Source organism: Enterobacter sp. ECC_219_Taxon_10 (assembly GCF_058354905.1).
In genome coordinates this window covers 1187299-1206529 of the sequence record NZ_CM178005.1, presented here as the reverse complement: position 1 = coordinate 1206529, position 19231 = coordinate 1187299, and the positions used below count along the sequence as shown (strand labels likewise).

The window sequence follows — 19231 nt, the reverse complement described above, 5'->3', positions numbered from 1 at the left end:
CCAGTTTGGTGTGGATTTCAATACAATTTAGTAGACGTAGGGAGAGCGAGATTTAGCTGAATGGCTTGGTGTTACTGGATTGAGTAGACTTTGAGAGACGTTAGTGGAAGTGATAATGGCACGCCCTGTAGGATTCGAACCTACGACCTACGGCTTAGAAGGCCGTTGCTCTATCCAACTGAGCTAAGGGCGCACTGAGAAGAGTGTACTTCGCGGTGGTGAAACGCGAAGAATTATACGGTCAATGGCAGGTGAGTCAATGCCTTTTCCGTTTTCCGGGGCAATTACCCCTAGCCGATTGTAAATACGGCTATTTTCTCAACATTTCTCCCTGTTTCACCGTAAAATTCAGCACTGCGAAAAGGCTTAGTTGCATTTAAGTAACGCCTGCTGTTTTCCGGAACGTCAGCTCGTCACACTAGAGCGAGGTATCCCGGCCGCCTGGAGGCTGACAGACAACAGGATAATGGAGTGACAGCGCACAACCCGTTCGATACGCCCCCCCGGTTACACGACATTTCTCAGGACATCGTCGGCATCAAACTGGAGCCTGTCGTCGCCCTCACCTCTCAACGACGGGTTGGCGTGGAGGTACTAAGCGTCCTGTCAGACACATGCTACAGCGAGGATTTTTTCCGCCATCAGCCAGCAGGCTGGTCAATGACGCTGCTTGAAGCGCAGCTTGCCGCACTAAAAAATACGCCGCACGGTCATAACCTTTTTATTAATTTGCCGATAACCGTTCTGACAGAGCCAGCGTCTTTTCAGCGGCTTATAAAACTGAAAAACACGCCGCTGAATATTGAGATTGTTGATTCCCCTGTTTTTCTGACGTTCTCTGCCGCACAGAAGCAGAGCGCCATTCAGAACATGCGGACACTCCGGCAGCAGGGGCACAGTATATGGCTGGATGATATTGACGAAATTATCATTCAGCCGTTTTTATTTTGTCGGTTACCGTTGAGCGGCATCAAAATTGATAAGGACGCATTCTGGCGTTTACGCGCCACGCCTGCGCTGAGGCAACTGGTTTCACGTTGCTTTCAGCTGGCCGGGAGCGTGCTTATCGAAGGTATTGAGACTGAACGCGATCGCACCTGGGCACTGCAGGCAGGCGCAGATTTCGGCCAGGGGTATTACTGGCCGTCCTGGACATGGCCGGAGGATTAAAACGCCATTTCCAGGAGGGAGACCATGCGAATGACAGTGCGCCGTTACCGGCGGCGGCGTACAGGAAGTGATGCACTGGGATTTACGCGCTCACCATTTGCTCCCCCCTTTTTCGACCGGCTCGAATTTTTGAGCCAGTCCATCAGCCAGCCCCGAAAAACCGATGCTCCGTTTATTATCCTTGTTACGGAAGATCATTTTCTGCGCACCGGTTTTCTCAATGGGCAGTTTCCCCTGAGCAGCTGTTGTGACTACACCTCGCTGGATGATGCGCTGGGCGCCCAGTTCCAATGGCCTTCAGCCCGTCTGGTGGTGGATATCGAAAGCCGTTCCACCGGGCTTATCGATCAGCTGGATCGGTTAAGAAGGCATAGCCTGTATCCCCCCTTCCTGACGCCGTGGCTTCTGGTCCGGGCAGATAATTATGATACCCGCCTGTTCTGCAAGGCGGCAGGCCCTTTTCACGTGCTGGAACGTCAGATGAACGCGGCAGGACTTCAGCACAGCCTGATGGATTCTCGCCCCCCGCAGGGTTCCGACAAAGACTGGTTTTCCCGCAACGAATGGCCCATTCTGCAGGAGCTTGCCCGCGGAAAGACCTTACGTCAGATTGCCCTTTTGCAGAATCGTCCCTATAGCCGCATTATCTACCGTCTCAGCTGCATCCTGCTGAAGCTGGGGCTGAGCCATCGCCAGGAATTGTTACACCTTCTTAATAACCTCTCAGACTGTACGTTTTAACTTGCGCACTAACCTCTTATTTCCTAAAGCGCTTTAGGAATTTACTTACCCTCAATGTTAATTAACGGTTAAATTTTAACAATATATTCGATTTTATAACTATTCCTAATTTATGGTCCGGAACCATGTGAAATGTCACAGATTGAATCAATGGCAGCACTTTCCTCCATCCGTTAAGTGAATGCAGAAGGCGTTAATAAGATGATAATGATGTAAAAACAAGCAGCTTCGCTTCACTCTCCTGGAGCGGAAAGCAAAGTGAGTAGCATGTTCTCCTGTGCGATGATGACGCGACGGTGATACACCTTAAGCACTTTCAGATGAAGGTTTGACACTCTGCGGGGGTACTTTTCCGCCTCAATTTCCCTGGCTCCCCCTCCGAATTGAGGCTCTCTTTTGTTAACAATATCGTAACATAAAGAGACATCTGTTATTTTTTGTTATTACATAAAGATGAAAAGATGTGGTAAATAGGATAACAGGATATTTCCGCTAAATTTAAAAAAATAGCCATTCAGATCCAGAAGATAATACAAACCAATAAGCGGAGGTTAATTTACAGGGTTTTCGGAAAAAACTTACCCTGTATAATAAGAAGCGTACCAAATCTGAATAAGAAAAACCTTTTTGCCAACACCAGCCAAATGAGATGACCGCGCTGAGGCACCGTTCTTTTCATTACGTAAACAAGGATGCTTTCGCTCTTTCCAGGGAAATACTACGGTATAGGGATCTGCACTTTATATCCTTCCGGCATTTCGAGAGTTTTACAAAACTCTGCATAACGCTTTTAACAATCTGAGGCATTAAAAATGAAACCGGCATCCGTTATCATTATGGACGAACATCCTATCGTCAGAATGTCGATAGAGGTCCTGCTACAGAAAAATAAAAATATCATAGTCAAGCTTAAGTCTGGCGATAGCCATGAAGTTCTTGACTGCATTCGCAATCATCCTATCGATTTGGTGATCCTTGACATCGAACTCACGGGCACTGACGCATTCGCTTTACTGAAGAGAATCAGAAACTTAAACAAAGACATCAAGGTTCTGTTCCTCTCCTCCAAATCAGAGTTATTTTACGCGGGTCGAGCGATTCGCGCCGGGGCCAACGGCTTCGTCAGTAAACGAAAAGATTTGGGTGAGATCTACAACGCCGTAGAGATGATTCTGATGGGCTATTCTTTTTTCCCGTCTGAAACGCTGAATTTTATAAACCATATGGGTTCAGGAAAAGGGATGGCTGTGGATATGCCATTATCGAATCGTGAGGTCACGGTATTGCGTTATCTGGCGAATGGATTATCCAATAAGGAGATTGCTGAGCAGCTATTGTTGAGCAATAAAACCATTAGTGCGCACAAATCCAATATTTATTCCAAGCTTGGCGTGCAAAGCATCGTGGAATTAATAGATTACGCCAAAGCGCACGAGCTACTATAACCTGAATTCACTCCCTGCAGTTTATCTGAGCTGCAGGGAGTGCGGTCAGTGCTAATTATAATTAATCATGAAGGTGGCATCCGCATCAGCCCGTCCGGGCTGAGGGTTATCGGCAGTGGCAATATAATTGGCATAAAATGACAGCGTCGCATTCCCCTGTGCATCAACCGTGACCGGCTGGCTGGCCTGCTGAAGCGCCAGGCGCGTCTTATCCGCATCCCTGATCTCAACGGCGACGTGGCTCGCTGTACTGGCATCATTCAGCGCCAGCAATCCGCTGTTGCTCCCGTCAGCTTTACCGGAGAACGTAATGGACGCCGCCCCGGGCGGGCAGCCGGTCAGCTTCAGCGTGAAGGGCATTGGCTGCGTGCGGCTCCCCGTGGTGTTGAGCTGCTTCGTGGGCCAGGTGCCCAGCGTGACCGTTTTGTCGCTATCGTTACCCTCTGCCACGCAGGTGAAATCGACAATATTGCCGTAGAGCCGAATATTAATTTCGCCCAATGCGGTTTCCGCCTGAGCCTGGGTGCAAAGCGCAAAGAGCGCCACGGTGATAAAACGGATCCCGTTTCGCATGTCTGCTCCTTAGTCGTAATCCACGCGCAAATATCCGCGCGAGGTAAAGCGCCCTTCCGCTGGCTTGTTGCCCGTCACGCTCACCGGCCAGACCCGGATCCCAACCTGCGCCTGGGCGCTGTCGTCCAGGCGGAACGGAATTTTGCTCGTCAGGTTGTTAGGCGTGAGCGGCGCACCGCTCTCGTTGGCAATGATGAACCCCACATCCGGGTTATCCGACACCAGCACGTTATCGGAGACCTTTTCAGCTTCGACGCGCATCGTCAGCATGGCGTTTGCCTCCACGTTGGTGCATTTAATCGCGATGGTTTTGCTTTGCGATGAGACGCCCTCCGGCTTGTTACCCACGCCAGCCTTGCTGAACAGGGAGGCACCAATGTCGCCGAAATCAAATTCAACCACATTGCCGGCGTTGATGGCGCAGCTCTGCGGCACCTGAATGATTCCGCTGTAGCTGATGGTGTAGACCGGCGTGGTCAACGGATCGGAGGAGGAGGTGGTGACGTAAACCCGGAACATGGTGGCACGCGGGATCACCACCATATTGATAAAGCGCCGGGTCACCTTAAGACGGAAAATAAGGCTGGAATCCTGCACGCCAAACGGTTTGTTTTTTGAAACGTTCGGATGGCTCCCCATCTGGATATAATTTTTGGGTGGATAAAACGCGCCAGCATAGCTGTCCGTGATTTTCATCGCCCCGTCCAGATAGTCGTTAAGCTTCAGATACTGATAGCCATCGCTGGTCCCGGTGACCGGATAATCCGTGACGTAGCTGCGCTTGGTCGTATTCCCGACGGTGCCCTTCGGGCAGACGGCATTGACCCCCACCCACTGCGATTTCTCGCTGAGGGTCACAACCTGCCCAACCTGGTTATTCGAGCTGTTGAATTTATCCGTCAGGTCGTAATGCACCTCCGTCGGCACGCCCTTTTCATTGACGCACACGGTGGCTAACGCGTTTGTCGCGGGCAGAAGTGCCAGAAGCGACAAGGCTAAGATATGGATTTTAATCACAGCGGATCCCCTTAAGTGTGATCGCCTGTTGCAGGCTCTTTTCAGGCAAGCTGTAAGGCGCACGGCACTGGGATTGCGCCCCGTTCCCCCACTGGATCAGCAATTCGCCTTCCAGCGGCAGCCCACTCAGATATATTTGCCCGTCATCACCCACCATGCTGGTCATGCCGCTCTGGACTTCACGCACCACGGCGCCGAACGGCACGGGCTGGTTGCCACGCGTTACCGTCAGCAAAGCGCGCACGCCAATGCGGGTATCAAAGCTGGCGCGGACCAGCGCGCCTTTGGTTGGCACCACGCTGCTCACGTTGTTTTCGATATCGGTGCTGTTGCTCATGGTATTGGTGTCCAGCGCCACGCGGTTGTAGCGGTAGACGGTGGCATACGGCATGACCGCGTAGCCTCGCCAGTCGGTCTTCACGCCGGTCTGGTTTTCCACGCTGACGCCTGATGCCCCCGGCGCCTTAATCAGCACGTTGGTATCGCCCAGCGGCTGGCTGAAGGTCACGCCGTCGGCATGGCCAACCACCCCGCCGGAGAGCTGCCAGTTGAGATCGTGCTGATCGCGGGAATAGTTGTAGCCCACGCCCAGCGTGCCGTAGGTCGCCTGCCAGTTGGCGCTGGCGCTTCCGCTTGAGCCATTGGTGCTGGCGTGTCCCTGGGTCACGCTGTAGTTCAGGTTGCGGTCCTCCAGCAGCGTGCCGCTGACGCCGGTTTGCCAGCTCGTGTCGCCATCGCTGTTTCGGCTGGCGGATGCGGTGGCATAGGCGCGATCGATCGCGCTGTCCCGGCGATAGCCCTGACGGGTAAAGAGGCTAAACGGCACGGAGACGTTAAACGACGCGATCCGGTCGGTACCCTCGATCCCGACGGATTTGTTCCACGACCATGACAGGGAGTAGTTGATTCCCTTCACGCCCCCCGCGTAGCCCAGCTGATACCAGAGGTTCGTTTCGTCCGTCCCCCAGTAGGTTTGCTCGCTCCCGGAGATATAGACCGAACCGTAGTCCCCCAGCGACTGGGAAATGTTGAGCTGGAAGCGGCCTTTTTTATTCCACGTCAGGTTGTGATAGCTCTGCACGTCCGGCACATCGTTATCGTCCTGGCTATCGGCATACTGGTAGCCCTCCATTGAGCGCCAGGCCACATCGTCCAGGGTGTAAAACCCTTTCGTGGAGTAGCGATAACCCAGCAGCTGGAAGTTAGTGCCAAATCCGTTCAGCGATTTTGCATAAAGAAAACGCAGGGACTGCCCTTCATGTTTGCTGTCGTCCGCGAGTTGGCTGCGGGCGTGGGTGATATCGACGGAGACGGCCCCCCAGTCACCTAGATTTTTCCCGGCACCGACGGCCAATGCGGTATAGCGTGACGCCAGCTGGGTGCCGCCATAGAGCGTAATGCCGTTGGCCAGGCCGGTAATCAGGGTGCCCTGGGCGAAGAATGGTGTATCCTGGTCGCTGTTACCGCTGCGGTAATCCCCCGCCACGAGGTCATATTTCCAGCGACCTTCACGCTGCAGGAGTGGCACGGTGGAGTACGGCACGGTGTAGCGCTGCTGGCTGCCGTCTTTCTCTTCCACCGTAACGTCCAGGTCACCGCTGGAGGAGGTCGGGTTAAGATCGGTGATGGCGAACGCGCCGGGCTGGACGTAGCTCTGATAGATAACGTAGCCGTTCTGGCGAACCACCACTTTGGCAGGCGTACGGGCAATACCGCGCACGGTCGGCGCGTAGCCCTGCAGGCTGTCGGGATACATGCTGTCGGACGAGAAAAGCCGCCCGCCGCGAAAACCGACGCTGTCGAAAACGTCATTCCCGGTGTTGCTGTCGCCCAGCACCAGCTCACTTTTCAGCGGGATAACGGTGCGCTGCGCCCAGGTGCCAATATTCTGCCACTCGCTGCGCCGCTTGCCGTTATTTTGCGTGTAGCGCCATGCGCCGTTGTTACGTAAACGCCAGGCACCATAGTTCAGCCCGCTCTGCAGGTTCAGGTAATAGCTGTCGTCTTCGCTTCCCCGGTTGCCCGTGAAGCTGTAGTTCACCAGCGCGGCGGGAATGCCTTCATCCCACTGTTCAGGCGGAATATAGCCGCGCGCGCTGTTCTGCATCGCCACCTGCGGGAGGCTGACGTTAAGGCGCTGCGAGGCAAAGTTAAATACCGTTTCGCTGCCGGGAATGGCCGTGGTCAACGGAACGCACGTTTCACCCTGCACGTTAGCCAGTTCGGGAAATGCGGCAACGTTGACGCCAAAGCGATCGAGCATCGCGCGCGTAATGCACGGCGACAAACCGCCCGCCATCGGCGGCATGTTCTCGGCCTGCTCAAAACGCACGTCCTGGGTGCCGATAAACTCATCGTTACGCCAGATATCCACGCGATAAATGCCGGGCGCCTGCTGGTGCCCCTGTTCAAAACGCGACAAATCCGCCACGCTGGCGGTGTCGTCGGACAAGAAGGCCGGGTTGAAGTAGCTTTCGCTCCAGCCGGCCTGCGGCCAGAGCGCGGCCATCAGCGCCAGTGCAACCGGGCAGTAACGTCCCTGGTGATTTTTCATCGCCCTGACTCTGCTCACAGGTTGACGCTGCGCGCTGGTGTAATGGCGCCGTAGTCATTCACGCTCTGCCAGGAGAGCGTACCGCCGGCCCCGGCGGGCAGCACCTGCTGAGCCGAGTTTTTCGGCGCCACCATCAGGTTTTCCAGCGTCTGGCCGCCCAGCTTCAGGTTGACCAGGGTGATGTAGTACGGAGAGGCGTTGCTGACTTTAAGATGGTTCCCCACGCGCTCAAAACGCAGCTGGGACAGCGCCTCATCCGGCTGCATCGCCAGGTTAGTCGGGCGCACAAACAGCTTGATGCGTGAGAGGATCGCCAGCTGCAGCACGTTATTGTTTTCTGTTTTCGCTTTGTTCACTGACGGGATCGCCTTCACGTTCATGTAAAAGAGCGATTCGCGATCGGCAGGCAGCGCCGGACCGGCGTAAATAATACGCAGCGTGTTTTCACTGTCCGGCTCGCTAACGAACAGCGGCGGCGTGACGGCAAAGGTTTTTTCCTTTTGACCGCTGGCATTTTCGATCCACGCGTTAATTAAATAGCGTTCTTGTTTATTGCTGTTGGTGATCGCCAGCGACGTTTGCTTCGCATCCGCCGGATAAATAACGCGCGTGGCCCCCAGCGCAATACCGCCGGAAGCATTCGCGCAAGCAGAAACCATCATTAAAATAAACGATAAAAGCAGTCCTGGTTTAATTAGCATATTCATCAAAACCGTACCTTTAATAATGTGTTCGCAGGTGTTATGGATAAATCAACGTAAACCAGACATCCGACTGTATATTGCCTGGCACGAGGTGTTCGGAAATAGCGCGATAGCGGGCGCTAAAATGAAATGCGAGCTCGCTGGTATTGACCGGCAGCCAGCTAATGGCCGTCGCATTCGGGATAATCTGACGCTGCTGCTCATCAAAAAGCGCCAGCCCCACGCCGCTGCTGACAGGCGTTTCACCTGGCCGCGATGTCGCCAGAAAAACCTGCGGATCTTCCGCGGGCGTCACGCCCTGAAACTGGATCCCCACGGTGCGCGAGACATCCACGCTGCAGTCCAGCAGCCGCACGGTGAAAGGCACATTAACCGTTGAAAAGCTGCCCACACCGGAAAATGAATTGGTTCGGTACTGCCCCATGTCGATGCGCATATTCTGGCTGTCGGGCGCCACGGCGCAGCCGCCGTTTACCAGCTCCCCCCGAAGATGCACCTTGCCGCCTTCGATCACCACGGTATGTGCCGATGCCGGGCAAGCCATCGCGAGGGTTAACAGCAGTAGTGTTCCAGTCCTTGTCATCCTTCGTTCCTGGCAGTAGCGTATGACGGGCCTCGTCCCTGAGGCCTGAACATCCCTGTGCGAGGGTATTATTCGTATTTCATTACGAAGGTGGCGTCAGCGTTCGCCTGGCCTGGCTCGGTGGTCGCAGCCGTTGATTTGTAGCGCGCGGTGAATTGCAGGGTGTTAGTCCCTTTAATCAGGTCTTTCGCGGCAGAGAAGGTCGCACCGTCCGGGGTCAGCACGCTGGATTTGCTGTCGAGGATTTCAATACCCACGCCTTTCGCGGTGTTGTCGTTGTTACCGGACGTCACGGCCAGCAGGGTTTTGTCAGTCGCGTCGATCTGGCCGGTGAAGGCAACGGCAGCGGTTTTAGCAACCAGCGGATCGCAGTCATTCAGTTCGATGTTGAACGGAATATTAGAGGTGGTGTCGCCCACTTTGGTGAATTTCGCGGTACGATACTGACCGAGATTAACCGTCTGCTCGGAAGAATCGGTATTTACTGAACAAGCAGCATTAACCAGTTCACCTTTAAAATGCACGGTACCGCCATTTACGGTAACCGGCGTAACCGGGTCGGCTGCATTAGCGGCACCCGCGACCAGGGCCAGTGTTGCAATAACAGAAGAAGCAATGTTGCTGAGTTTCATGTCTATTCCTTTAAAATGTAAATAACCCTTCCCGCGAAAATCGGGAATAAGAAATACGTTCAATTGATTAATTGAAAGCTTATTTCGGAGAAGACAAAGTAGCTCAGGACGTGATTTTTAAATATGTCAAAACACTGCCATTTCGCCAGGTCACATCCTAATACCGCCTAAGAAATTGACCATCCCTTAAGAAGGGTTTTTGCGCCTCGCGGATGAAAACTCGTAAAGGGTGACTGACAGCGGCGCTCGCTTCTGACAAAATACACGCCATCCCCCCTTTCAAACGTTACAGACGGAATCTTCTCTCTGATGGCAGCAAAGATTATTGACGGTAAAACGATTGCGCAGCAGGTGCGCTCTGAGGTCGCGGAAAAAGTGAAGGCGCGTAAAGCGGCAGGATTTCGCGCCCCCGGGCTGGCCGTTGTGCTGGTTGGCAGCAACCCGGCATCGCAGATTTATGTCGGCAGCAAACGCAAAGCGTGTGAAGAGGTGGGGTTCGTCTCCCGCTCTTACGATTTGCCGGAAACCACCAGCGAAGCGGAACTACTGGAACTTATTGACACTCTGAATGCCGATAAAGAGATCGACGGCATTCTGGTTCAGCTGCCACTGCCGGCAGGTATCGATAATGTGAAGGTGCTGGAGCGTATCGCGCCGGATAAAGACGTTGACGGTTTCCATCCGTATAACGTGGGTCGCCTGTGCCAGCGCGCGCCGCGTCTGCGCCCGTGCACCCCGCGCGGCATCGTGACGCTGCTGGAGCGTTATAACATCGACACCTACGGCCTGAACGCCGTCGTCATCGGTGCGTCCAACATCGTGGGCCGCCCGATGAGCATGGAGCTGCTGCTGGCGGGCTGCACCACCACCGTGACCCACCGCTTTACCAAAAACCTGCGTCACCACGTCGAGAATGCCGACCTGCTGATCGTCGCAGTGGGCAAGCCGGGCTTTATTCCGGGCGAGTGGATTAAAGAGGGCGCGATTGTCGTGGATGTAGGGATTAACCGTCTGGAAAACGGCAAGGTGGTCGGCGACGTGGTCTACGAAGATGCGGCGGCTCGCGCCTCTTACATCACGCCAGTACCGGGCGGCGTTGGCCCGATGACCGTCGCAACGCTGATTCAGAATACTTTGCAGGCATGCGAAGAGTACCACGATGTAGAGGAAGCATAAGATGGCCACATTTTCATTAGGCAAACACCCGCACGTTGAGCTGTGCGATCTGCTCAAACTCGAAGGCTGGAGCGAAAGCGGCGCGCAGGCGAAAATCGTTATCGCCGACGGGCGGGTTTTAGTCGACGGCGCGGTGGAAACCCGCAAGCGCTGCAAGATTGTCGCGGGACAGACCGTGAGCTTTGAAGGTCAGAGCGTGACCGTGACGGCCTGAGTCCCCCCCTCACCCTAACCCTCTCCCCAAAGGGGAGAGGGGATCAAAAACCCCCTACCTCCATCACGGTTAATTATCGATCAACTTCAAATAATCACTATTTCATCTGTTGAAAGGTGAGAATTCAGTTGCGCAGTTTTCACTCTTTCCCCACGATAAGTAGAACGTTCTACTAAAACGTTCTACTTACAATAACAGCGCCAAAAAAAGCGCTACTCGGGGGAAATCAGCATGAGTCTGATATCAGGGTTTGTTAAATCGCTGTCTAAATTATCAATGATTGGTCGCGCCTTAATGCTGCCAATTTCACTGCTTCCCGCCGCGGGCCTGCTGCTGGCCTTCGGCGATAAGTTCCACCTGCCGCTAATGATGAACGCCGGCGGGGTTATCTTTGATAACCTGCCGATGCTGTTTGCCATAGGCTCCGCCGTGGGTCTGGCGTCCGAATCCGGCATCGCGGCGCTCTCCGCGGCAGTCTCGGTGTTTGTCACCAACATCACCATCAGCACCGTGCTGAGCATTACGCCGGAAATGGCCTCACAGGGCGGGAAATACGCCATGGTGGTTGGTATCCCGACGCTGCAGATGGGCGTCTTTGGCGGTCTTATCTGCGGGATCCTCGCAGCCTGGTGCTATAACCGCTTCCACACCATGCAGCTGCCGGAGTTCCTCGGCTTCTTCTCCGGGAAGCGCTTTGTGGCAATCGCCACGGCGTTCCTCTCTTTCCTGATGGGGCTGCTGCTGCCGTACGTCTGGCAGCATATTCAGGCCGGTATCGACGCGCTCTCCGTGATCGTGAACGGCGACAACCAGGCGGCATCGACCTTTATCTTCGGCCTGGTGGAGCGCGCGCTGATCCCGCTCGGCCTGCACCATATCTGGTATCCGTCCTTCTGGTATTCGTTCGGGGATTACACCACCCAGGCGGGCCAGGTGATCCACGGTGACCAGACCATCTGGTTCAAGATGCTCGAAGAGGGCGTGAAATCCTTCAGCAGCGACACCTACCAGAACGCCGGTAAGTTCATGCAGGGCGAGTTCCCGCTGATGCTGTTCGCGCTGCCTGCGGCGTGCCTGGCGATGTACCACGAAGCGCACACCAAAAATAAGAAAATCGCGGCCGGTATTCTGTTCTCTGCGGCGCTCACCTGCTTCCTGACGGGGATCACCGAGCCGGTAGAGTTCACCTTCATCTTCGTGGCGCCAATTCTGTACGTCTTTAACGCCATCATGGCGGGCCTGGCGTACATGACCATGTACCTGCTGCACGCGCATATCGCCAAATCGTTCTCGGCGGGCTTTATCGACTACCTGTCGTTCGGGATCCTGCCGTCGTTTAACGGCTATCAGACCAACTTCCTGAGCGCCATTATCATCGGCATCCCGATGGCGCTGATTTACTACTTTACGTTCCGCTTCGTGATCCGCCGCTTCGACGTGAAAACGCCGGGCCGTACGGAAGTGACCGCCAGCGCGAATGACAAGTCCGATTCCGAACTTGCCACTGAAATCATCGGCCTGCTGGGCGGCGCGCAGAACATTGACTCCGTCGGCTCCTGCATCACCCGCCTGCGTTTGGAAGTGGCGAAGAGCGATGCGGTGGACAGGGACGGACTGAACGGTCTCGGCGCGCGCGGCGTGGTCTTCGTCGGCGATAACGGGATTCAGGTGATTTTCGGTGCCAGAGCACAGTTTATCGCCCAGACCATGTCCACCATGATCGGCAAATAATAAGATGCCTGAACGACACGTCTCCTGTACGCTGGGAGCCGTGTCTTATCCGGCTGATAATCGGTAAATTTCAGGGAGCGGTTTTGAAGAAAGTCAGCATCATTGATGTCGCAAAGCACGCGGGCGTGTCGGTCTCTACCGTCTCGCTGGTGCTACGCCAGAAAGGGAAAATCTCAGAGGCGACGATCGAGAAGGTCAATGCCGCCATCACGACGCTGGGCTATGTTCATAACGTTGCCGCTGCCAACCTTCGCGCCAACACCTCCAATCTGATCGGCCTGATCCTGCGTGACTTCAGCGACAGCTTTTCCATCAAGGTGATGGCGAGCATCGTTCAGGAGCTGGAGAAGCAGGGTTATATGGTTTTTCTCGGCCAGCCGCTGAACGACCGTGAACATCTCGAACGCACCCTGCTGTCATTTAAGCAGCAGGGCGTCGCGGGCGTTATTTATCTGGCGTCTGACACCTGTAACGCCGCTTTACCGGAGCAGATCCGCCAGTGCCCGCTGCCGCTGGTGGTGGTCTCGCAGTCCCTGCTGGATGAAAAATGCAATCTGGTCATGCGCGACAACCGCCAGGCGGCGAACCTGGCCGCGCGCTATCTTATCGAGCGCGGACACCGCACGATCGCCTACATTGGCGGGCGCGAGGGTTGTCTTATCCGCGAGCAACGCCTGCTCGGCTTTCGTAGCGCGATGACGCAAAACGGGCTGGTCTGGCGCGATGAATATTCACCGGCCTGCAGCGACGACACCCAGGCCGCCGCGATGGCGACGCGCCAGCTGCTGGAAAAAAACAACGCCATCACCGCCCTGCTTTGCCACTCCCCGGATGCGATGATCGGATCCATTTCCGGCATTCATCAGGTGGGCCGCACCGTGGGGAAAGACGTCTTCTTAACCCAGCAGGTCGCGCTGATCGGTTTTGAAGATATGCTGCACGTTAACCTCACCTCCCCTTCCTTCACCTACGTCTCCTCGGCCAGCGATGAAACCGGGCGACAGGCGGCAGTGCTGATTATCCGCAAGCTTAAGGAGCCGGATCTGCAAACCCAGCGCATTACGCTTTCCGGGCAGCTTATCGCACGCGAGTCGGCGTAAAATCAGAATTTAGCACCGGTTTGCCGCAGCGAATTCGCTGCTATATTGCCATGATTTGCCATGGATAAATGTAATGCCTACCGTTATTACTCACGCTGCTGTCCCTCTTTGCCTGGGCTTAGGTCTGGGAACCAAGGTCATCCCTCCCCGCCTGCTGTTTGCCGGTATCGTTCTCGCCATGCTGCCGGACGCCGACGTGCTGGCGTTTAAATTCGGCGTTGCCTACGGAAATGTTTTCGGTCATCGCGGCTTTACCCACTCCCTGTTGTTCGCCTTTGCGGTGCCGATACTTTGCGTGCTGATTGGCCGACGATGGTTCCGGGCCAGCCTGACGCGGTGCTGGCTATTTTTAACGGTGTCATTGCTGTCGCACAGCCTGCTGGATTCGATTACCACGGGCGGGAAAGGCGTCGGCTGGTTATGGCCGTGGTCGGATGAACGCTTCTTTGCGCCGTGGCAGGTGATTAAGGTCGCGCCGTTTGCGCTGTCGCGCTATACCACGCCGTACGGGCATCAGGTGATCGTTTCAGAATTGCTGTGGGTGTGGCTGCCGGGGGTAGTGCTGATGGGGTTGCTGTGGTGGAGAAAGCGTGCGCGCTGATGCCCTCCACCCACAGTGAGAGGGAGACAACCGAACGATCCCCTCTCCCTTAGGGAGAGGGTTAGGGTGAGGGTGGAAATTACTTACGACGCCAGGTCGTTCCCTGCGGGCCGTCTTCCAGAATGATGCCCATCTCGGTCAGACGGTTACGCGCCGCATCTGCCGCCGCCCAGTCTTTCGCCTGACGCGCTTCCAGACGCGCTTTGATAAGCCGCTCAATTTCCGCCACTTCGCCGTCGTCCGCCTGCGCGCCGCTCTGCAGGAACACGTCCGGCTCCTGCTCCAGCAGGCCGAGCACGGAAGAGAGCTTGCGCAGATGGGACGCCAGCGCATTCGCCGCGGCCATGTCCTCTGACTTCAGGCGGTTCACTTCACGCGCCATGTCGAACAGCACGGAGTAGGCTTCCGGGGTGTTGAAGTCGTCGTTCATCACCTCAACAAAGCGCGCTTCGAATGCTTCGCCACCAGACGCAGGCACTGATTTGTCGGTGCCGCGCAGGGCGGTGTACAAACGCTCCAGCGCCGAGCGCGCCTGCTTCAGGTTCTCTTCGCTGTAGTTCAGCTGGCTGCGATAGTGACCGGACATCAGGAAGTAGCGCACGGTTTCCGCGTCGTAATACTTCAGCACGTCGCGCACGGTAAAGAAGTTGCCCAGCGATTTCGACATCTTCTCGCGGTCAACCATCACCATCCCGGAGTGCATCCAGTAGTTCACGTACTCGCCGCCGTGGGCGCAGGTGGACTGCGCGATTTCGTTTTCGTGGTGCGGGAACATCAGGTCCGAACCGCCGCCGTGAATGTCGAAGTGCTTGCCCAGCTGTTTGCAGTTCATCGCGGAACATTCAATGTGCCAGCCCGGGCGGCCTTCGCCCCACGGGGATGGCCAGCTTGGTTCGCCCGCTTTGGACATTTTCCACAGCACGAAGTCCATCGGGTTACGCTTCACGTCCACCACGTCCACGCGCGCGCCGGCCTGGAGCTGATCCAGATCCTGACGGGAAAGCGAACCGTAGGCTGGGTCCGTCGGCACCGAGAACATCACGTCACCGTTGTCAGCAACGTACGCGTGACCGCGCTCAATCAGCTTCTCGGTGATCTCGATAATTTCGTGAATATGGTGGGTCGCGCGCGGCTCGCTGTCCGGACGCAGAATATTTAAGGCGTCGAAGTCTTTGTGCATCTCAACGATCATGCGATCCACCAGCGCAACAAAGCTTTCGCCGTTTTCATTAGCGCGCTTGATGATTTTATCGTCGATGTCGGTAATGTTACGCACGTACTTCAGGTTATAGCCCAGGAAGCGCAGGTAGCGAGAGACGACGTCGAACGCGACAAAGGTACGGCCATGGCCGATATGACAGAGATCGTAAACCGTAATACCACACACGTACATGCCGACTTCCCCGGCATGGATAGGTTTAAATTCCTCTTTCTGGCGCGTCATTGTATTAAAGATTTTTAACATCGAAGATTCCATGTAAACACGTGTGTGGGTTGTTTGTTCCCTATAATACCCATAATTCGGAATAGGATCAGCACACAATGCAAGGTGATCGCGTCCTGTGGTTATGCTATAACAAGCCCCTATATATGACCCGAAGGCGGGTCGACGTACCACAATAACGGAACAGGATGCAAAAATGGTTACTTTCCACACTAATCATGGCGATATCGTAATCAAAACCTTTGATGACAAAGCGCCTGAAACAGTTAAAAACTTCCTGGACTACTGCCGCGAAGGTTTCTACAACAACACCATTTTCCACCGCGTGATCAACGGTTTTATGATTCAGGGCGGCGGTTTCGAGCCTGGCATGCGCCAGAAAGAGACCAAAGAAGCGATCAAAAACGAAGCGAACAACGGCCTGAAAAACACCCGCGGTACGCTGGCAATGGCCCGTACTCAGGCACCACACTCTGCCACCGCGCAGTTCTTCATCAACGTGGCGGATAACGACTTCCTGAACTTCTCTGGCGAAAGCCTGCAGGGTTGGGGCTACTGCGTCTTCGCAGAAGTGGTTGAAGGGATGGACGTGGTTGACAAGATCAAAGCCGTCTCTACCGGCCGCAGCGGTATGCACCAGGACGTTCCTAAAGAAGACGTTGTGATTACAAGCGTGACCGTCAGCGAGTAATTCGTGGCGACACTCTTTATTGCGGATCTGCATCTGCAAACAGAAGAACCGGCGATAACCGCCGGTTTTCTGCGTTTTTTACGCGGTGAAGCGAAAAGCGCCGATGCGCTGTACATCCTGGGCGACCTGTTTGAAGCCTGGATTGGCGACGACGACCCAAACCCGCTGCACCGTGAAATGGCTGCCGCCATTAAAACGCTGGTGGATTCCGGCGTCCCCTGCTACTTCATTCACGGCAACCGTGATTTCCTGCTCGGCAAGCGCTACGCCCGTGAAAGCGGTATGACGCTGCTGCCGGAAGAGCAGGTGCTCGACCTCTATGGCCGCAGGGTGCTGATCATGCACGGCGATACGCTCTGCACCGACGATACCGGCTACCTGGCGTTTCGCGCCAAAGTCCACACCCCGTGGATCCAGAAGCTGTTCCTTGCCCTGCCGCTGTTTATCCGCAACCGCATCGCCGCCAGAATGCGCGCGGGCAGTAAAGCCGCCAACAGCAGCAAGTCCCTGACCATCATGGACGTTAATCCGCTGGCGGTGGTGAACGTGATGGAAAAGCATGGCGTTCAGTGGTTGATCCACGGTCATACCCATCGTCCTGACGTGCATTCCCTTATCGCCAACGGTGAACCGGCCCATCGCGTGGTACTGGGCGCGTGGCACAGCGAAGGCTCTATGGTCAAAGTCACGCCAGAGGGCGTGGAGCTTATCGCGTTTCCGTTTTAACCCCCTCACAAGTATTTCTATTTTTTTGAATAATATCGGCAAATTGTTTCGATTTTAATCAGCCCGTGGTCGGCCTATTATTTATCACATCAGGGCAACACGCCCTATCCCAGACAAAATATTTAAGGAATACGACCATGAAATCCATCAAAACTTTCGTTGCAGTTACTGCTCTCTCCCTGGTTTCTTTCGGTTCTTTCGCTCAGAGCGTGAGTGCAACCGGCTCAACCCTTGACCGCGCAGAAGCGAAAATTGCTGCCCAGGCTGCTGAACAAGGTGCGTCATACAAAATCACCAGCGCGCAGTTCAACAACCGCGTGTACATGACCGCAGAACTGACGAAATAATGATTGTCGCTCGACGAAAACAGACCGCCAGATCGCGGTCTGTTTTGTTATGAATTGATGGCAACAACGGCTCAAGATTTAACCGCGCAACCGTTTTCCTTGCCCGTATAACATGCTATTCTCTGTGCCCTCGAAAGCAGTGTGTTTCGCACCACAGGAGTTTTAAGACGCATGTCTTCCCGCAATAATCCGGCGCGTGTCGCCATCGTGATGGGGTCCAAAAGCGACTGGGCTACCATGCAGTTCGCCGCCGAAATCTTTGAAATCCTGAATGTACCGCACCACGTTGAAGTGGTCTCCGCGCACCGTACGCCGGACAAACTGTTCAGCTTCGCCGAAAGCGCTGAAGAGAACGGTTATGAGGTGATCGTTGCCGGTGCGGGCGGCGCAGCACATCTGCCAGGCATGATTGCCGCTAAAACCCTGGTGCCGGTTCTGGGCGTCCCTGTTCAAAGCGCCGCGTTAAGCGGTGTCGATAGCCTTTATTCCATCGTCCAGATGCCGCGCGGTATTCCTGTCGGCACGCTGGCGATTGGCAAAGCGGGCGCGGCGAATGCCGCTCTGCTGGCCGCGCAAATTCTTGCAACGCACGACAAAGATTTACGCCAGCGTCTGGCGGCGTGGCGTAAAGCCCAGACCGACGAGGTGCTGGATAACCCGGACCCGCGGGGTGCAGCATGAAGCAGGTTTGCGTCCTCGGTAACGGCCAGCTGGGCCGTATGCTGCGTCAGGCCGGTGAGCCGCTGGGTATTGCTGTCTGGCCCGTCGGGCTGGACGATGAACCTGAGGCCGTCCCGTTCCACCAGAGCGTGATCACGGCAGAAATCGAACGCTGGCCGGAAACCGCGCTGACCCGCGAGCTGGCGCGCCATAACGCCTTTGTGAACCGCGACGTGTTCCCGATTATTGCCGACCGTCTGACGCAAAAGCAGCTGTTCGACAAGCTCGGTCTGCCGACCGCACCGTGGCAGCTGTTGTCCGACAAAAGCGAGTGGAATGACGTGTTCGCGATGCTGGGCGAACTGGCGATTGTAAAGCGTCGCGTGGGCGGCTACGACGGCCGCGGCCAGTGGCGCCTGCGCGCGCATGAAACCGCCGAGCTGCCGGACGACTGCTACGGCGAGTGCATCGTTGAGCAGGGCATCAACTTTAGCGGCGAAGTGTCGCTGGTTGGCGCGCGCGGGCACGATGGCCGCACGGTGTTTTACCCGCTGACGCATAACTTGCATCAGGACGGCATTCTGCGCACCAGCGTCGCCTTCCCGCAGGCCAATGCCGACCAGCAGGCGCAGGCGGAAGAGATGCTTTCCGCCATCATGCACGAGCTGGGCTACGTGGGCGTCATGGCGATGGAGTGTTTCGTCACACCATCGGGTCTGCTGATCAACGAGCTGGCTCCGCGCGTGCACAACAGCGGCCACTGGACGCAAAACGGCGCCTCCATCAGCCAGTTCGAACTGCATCTGCGCGCGATCACCGACCTGCCGCTGCCGAAGCCCGTCGTTAACAGCCCGTCGGTGATGATCAACCTGATCGGGACCGATCTGAACTACGGCTGGCTAAAGCTGCCGCTGGTGCACCTGCACTGGTATGACAAAGAGGTCCGCGAGGGTCGTAAGGTCGGTCACCTGAACCTGAACGATACCGATACGGACCGCCTGAGCGCCACCCTGGAAGCGATCGTTCCTCTCCTGCCGCCGGAATATGCAAGCGGCATTGTCTGGGCACAGTCAAAGCTTAAGTAAGACATCCACGCCGGGGAGTTGACCTTCCCCTTCCCCG

The 19231-nt window shown here is 55.7% G+C and carries 20 protein-coding genes and 1 tRNA gene; 13 read left to right on the top strand and 8 right to left on the bottom strand.

Features of this window, described 5'->3' with window-relative positions:
• Positions 1-116: 116 nt before the first annotated feature.
• A tRNA-Arg gene (locus tag AC4ICF_RS05605) sits at positions 117-193 on the bottom strand.
• Positions 194-471: 278 nt separating this feature from the next.
• On the opposite strand from AC4ICF_RS05605, the gene AC4ICF_RS05600 reads away from it, so the two are divergent.
• The 3 genes from AC4ICF_RS05600 (at position 472) to fimZ (ending at position 3356) form a co-directional block, all read left to right on the top strand.
• Positions 472-1170 carry an EAL domain-containing protein gene (locus AC4ICF_RS05600; RefSeq protein ID WP_316380789.1) on the top strand — a complete coding sequence of 233 codons (699 nt, stop codon included), beginning with the start codon at positions 472-474 and terminating at the stop codon, positions 1168-1170.
• Positions 1171-1194: 24 nt separating this feature from the next.
• On the top strand, positions 1195-1911 hold the full coding sequence (locus AC4ICF_RS05595; RefSeq protein ID WP_116341485.1) for a helix-turn-helix transcriptional regulator: 717 nt from the start codon (positions 1195-1197) through the stop codon (positions 1909-1911).
• A gap of 812 nt (positions 1912-2723) precedes the next feature.
• Positions 2724-3356: a fimbria biosynthesis transcriptional regulator FimZ gene (fimZ, locus tag AC4ICF_RS05590; RefSeq protein ID WP_116341487.1), complete on the top strand. Its 633-nt coding sequence runs from the start codon at positions 2724-2726 to the stop codon at positions 3354-3356.
• Between the two features lie 51 nt (positions 3357-3407).
• Here the strand turns inward: fimZ and sfmF are convergent, their stop codons facing one another.
• From sfmF to fimA, 6 genes are all read right to left on the bottom strand, one after another.
• The gene (gene sfmF / locus AC4ICF_RS05585) at positions 3408-3929 is read right to left on the bottom strand and encodes a fimbria assembly protein (RefSeq protein WP_028012231.1); all 522 of its coding nucleotides are present in this window, start codon (positions 3927-3929) and stop codon (positions 3408-3410) included.
• Between the two features lie 9 nt (positions 3930-3938).
• A complete protein-coding gene (gene fimH / locus AC4ICF_RS05580) occupies positions 3939-4946 on the bottom strand; it encodes a type 1 fimbria D-mannose specific adhesin FimH (RefSeq protein WP_316380791.1) in 1008 nt (335 codons plus the stop codon).
• On the bottom strand, positions 4939-7500 hold the full coding sequence (locus tag AC4ICF_RS05575; RefSeq protein ID WP_316380793.1) for a fimbrial biogenesis usher protein: 2562 nt from the start codon (positions 7498-7500) through the stop codon (positions 4939-4941). The genes fimH and AC4ICF_RS05575 overlap by 8 nt, the downstream gene beginning before the upstream one ends.
• 14 nt (positions 7501-7514) lie before the next feature.
• Positions 7515-8207, bottom strand: coding sequence for a type 1 fimbria chaperone FimC (gene fimC, locus AC4ICF_RS05570; protein WP_116341493.1), 693 nt, complete (start codon positions 8205-8207; stop codon positions 7515-7517).
• 34 nt (positions 8208-8241) lie between these two features.
• Positions 8242-8787: a type 1 fimbrial protein subunit FimI gene (gene fimI, locus AC4ICF_RS05565; RefSeq protein ID WP_116341495.1), complete on the bottom strand. Its 546-nt coding sequence runs from the start codon at positions 8785-8787 to the stop codon at positions 8242-8244.
• Between the two features lie 68 nt (positions 8788-8855).
• On the bottom strand, positions 8856-9419 hold the full coding sequence (gene fimA / locus AC4ICF_RS05560; RefSeq protein ID WP_028012226.1) for a type 1 fimbrial major subunit FimA: 564 nt from the start codon (positions 9417-9419) through the stop codon (positions 8856-8858).
• A gap of 309 nt (positions 9420-9728) precedes the next feature.
• Here fimA and folD point away from each other — a divergent pair, with 309 nt between their 5' ends.
• The 5 genes from folD to AC4ICF_RS05535 all read left to right on the top strand — a co-directional run bounded on the left by folD (position 9729) and on the right by AC4ICF_RS05535 (position 14241).
• Positions 9729-10595, top strand: a complete 867-nt coding sequence (folD, locus tag AC4ICF_RS05555; protein ID WP_116341497.1) for a bifunctional methylenetetrahydrofolate dehydrogenase/methenyltetrahydrofolate cyclohydrolase FolD — start codon at positions 9729-9731, stop codon at positions 10593-10595.
• Between the two features lies 1 nt (position 10596).
• On the top strand, positions 10597-10809 hold the full coding sequence (gene ybcJ, locus AC4ICF_RS05550; RefSeq protein WP_116341500.1) for a ribosome-associated protein YbcJ: 213 nt from the start codon (positions 10597-10599) through the stop codon (positions 10807-10809).
• A 231-nt stretch (positions 10810-11040) separates the two neighbouring features.
• Entirely contained in the window at positions 11041-12540 is a 1500-nt protein-coding gene (locus AC4ICF_RS05545) for a PTS transporter subunit EIIC (RefSeq protein WP_028012223.1), read from the top strand.
• Positions 12541-12623: 83 nt separating this feature from the next.
• Positions 12624-13640 (top strand): Mal regulon transcriptional regulator MalI, encoded by a 1017-nt coding sequence (gene malI / locus AC4ICF_RS05540; protein WP_316380794.1) that lies wholly within the window; start codon positions 12624-12626, stop codon positions 13638-13640.
• A 73-nt stretch (positions 13641-13713) separates the two neighbouring features.
• Positions 13714-14241, top strand: coding sequence for a metal-dependent hydrolase (locus AC4ICF_RS05535; protein ID WP_316380796.1), 528 nt, complete (start codon positions 13714-13716; stop codon positions 14239-14241).
• A 79-nt stretch (positions 14242-14320) separates the two neighbouring features.
• Here AC4ICF_RS05535 and cysS read toward each other — a convergent pair whose 3' ends face one another.
• A complete protein-coding gene (gene cysS, locus AC4ICF_RS05530; RefSeq protein ID WP_316380797.1) occupies positions 14321-15706 on the bottom strand; it encodes a cysteine--tRNA ligase in 1386 nt (461 codons plus the stop codon).
• 175 nt (positions 15707-15881) lie between these two features.
• Between cysS and ppiB the strand changes: the two genes are divergently transcribed.
• From ppiB to purK, 5 genes are all read left to right on the top strand, one after another.
• Entirely contained in the window at positions 15882-16376 is a 495-nt protein-coding gene (ppiB, locus tag AC4ICF_RS05525; protein WP_000256009.1) for a peptidylprolyl isomerase B, read from the top strand.
• Between the two features lie 3 nt (positions 16377-16379).
• A complete protein-coding gene (lpxH, locus tag AC4ICF_RS05520) occupies positions 16380-17102 on the top strand; it encodes a UDP-2,3-diacylglucosamine diphosphatase (RefSeq protein WP_116341510.1) in 723 nt (240 codons plus the stop codon).
• A 137-nt stretch (positions 17103-17239) separates the two neighbouring features.
• Positions 17240-17449 (top strand): YdgH/BhsA/McbA-like domain containing protein, encoded by a 210-nt coding sequence (locus AC4ICF_RS05515; protein ID WP_302218844.1) that lies wholly within the window; start codon positions 17240-17242, stop codon positions 17447-17449.
• Between the two features lie 171 nt (positions 17450-17620).
• Positions 17621-18130: a 5-(carboxyamino)imidazole ribonucleotide mutase gene (purE, locus tag AC4ICF_RS05510; protein WP_116341514.1), complete on the top strand. Its 510-nt coding sequence runs from the start codon at positions 17621-17623 to the stop codon at positions 18128-18130.
• Complete coding sequence (gene purK, locus AC4ICF_RS05505) at positions 18127-19194, top strand: 5-(carboxyamino)imidazole ribonucleotide synthase (protein ID WP_316380799.1); 1068 nt, start codon at positions 18127-18129, stop codon at positions 19192-19194. The genes purE and purK overlap by 4 nt, the downstream gene beginning before the upstream one ends.
• Positions 19195-19231: the final 37 nt, after the last annotated feature.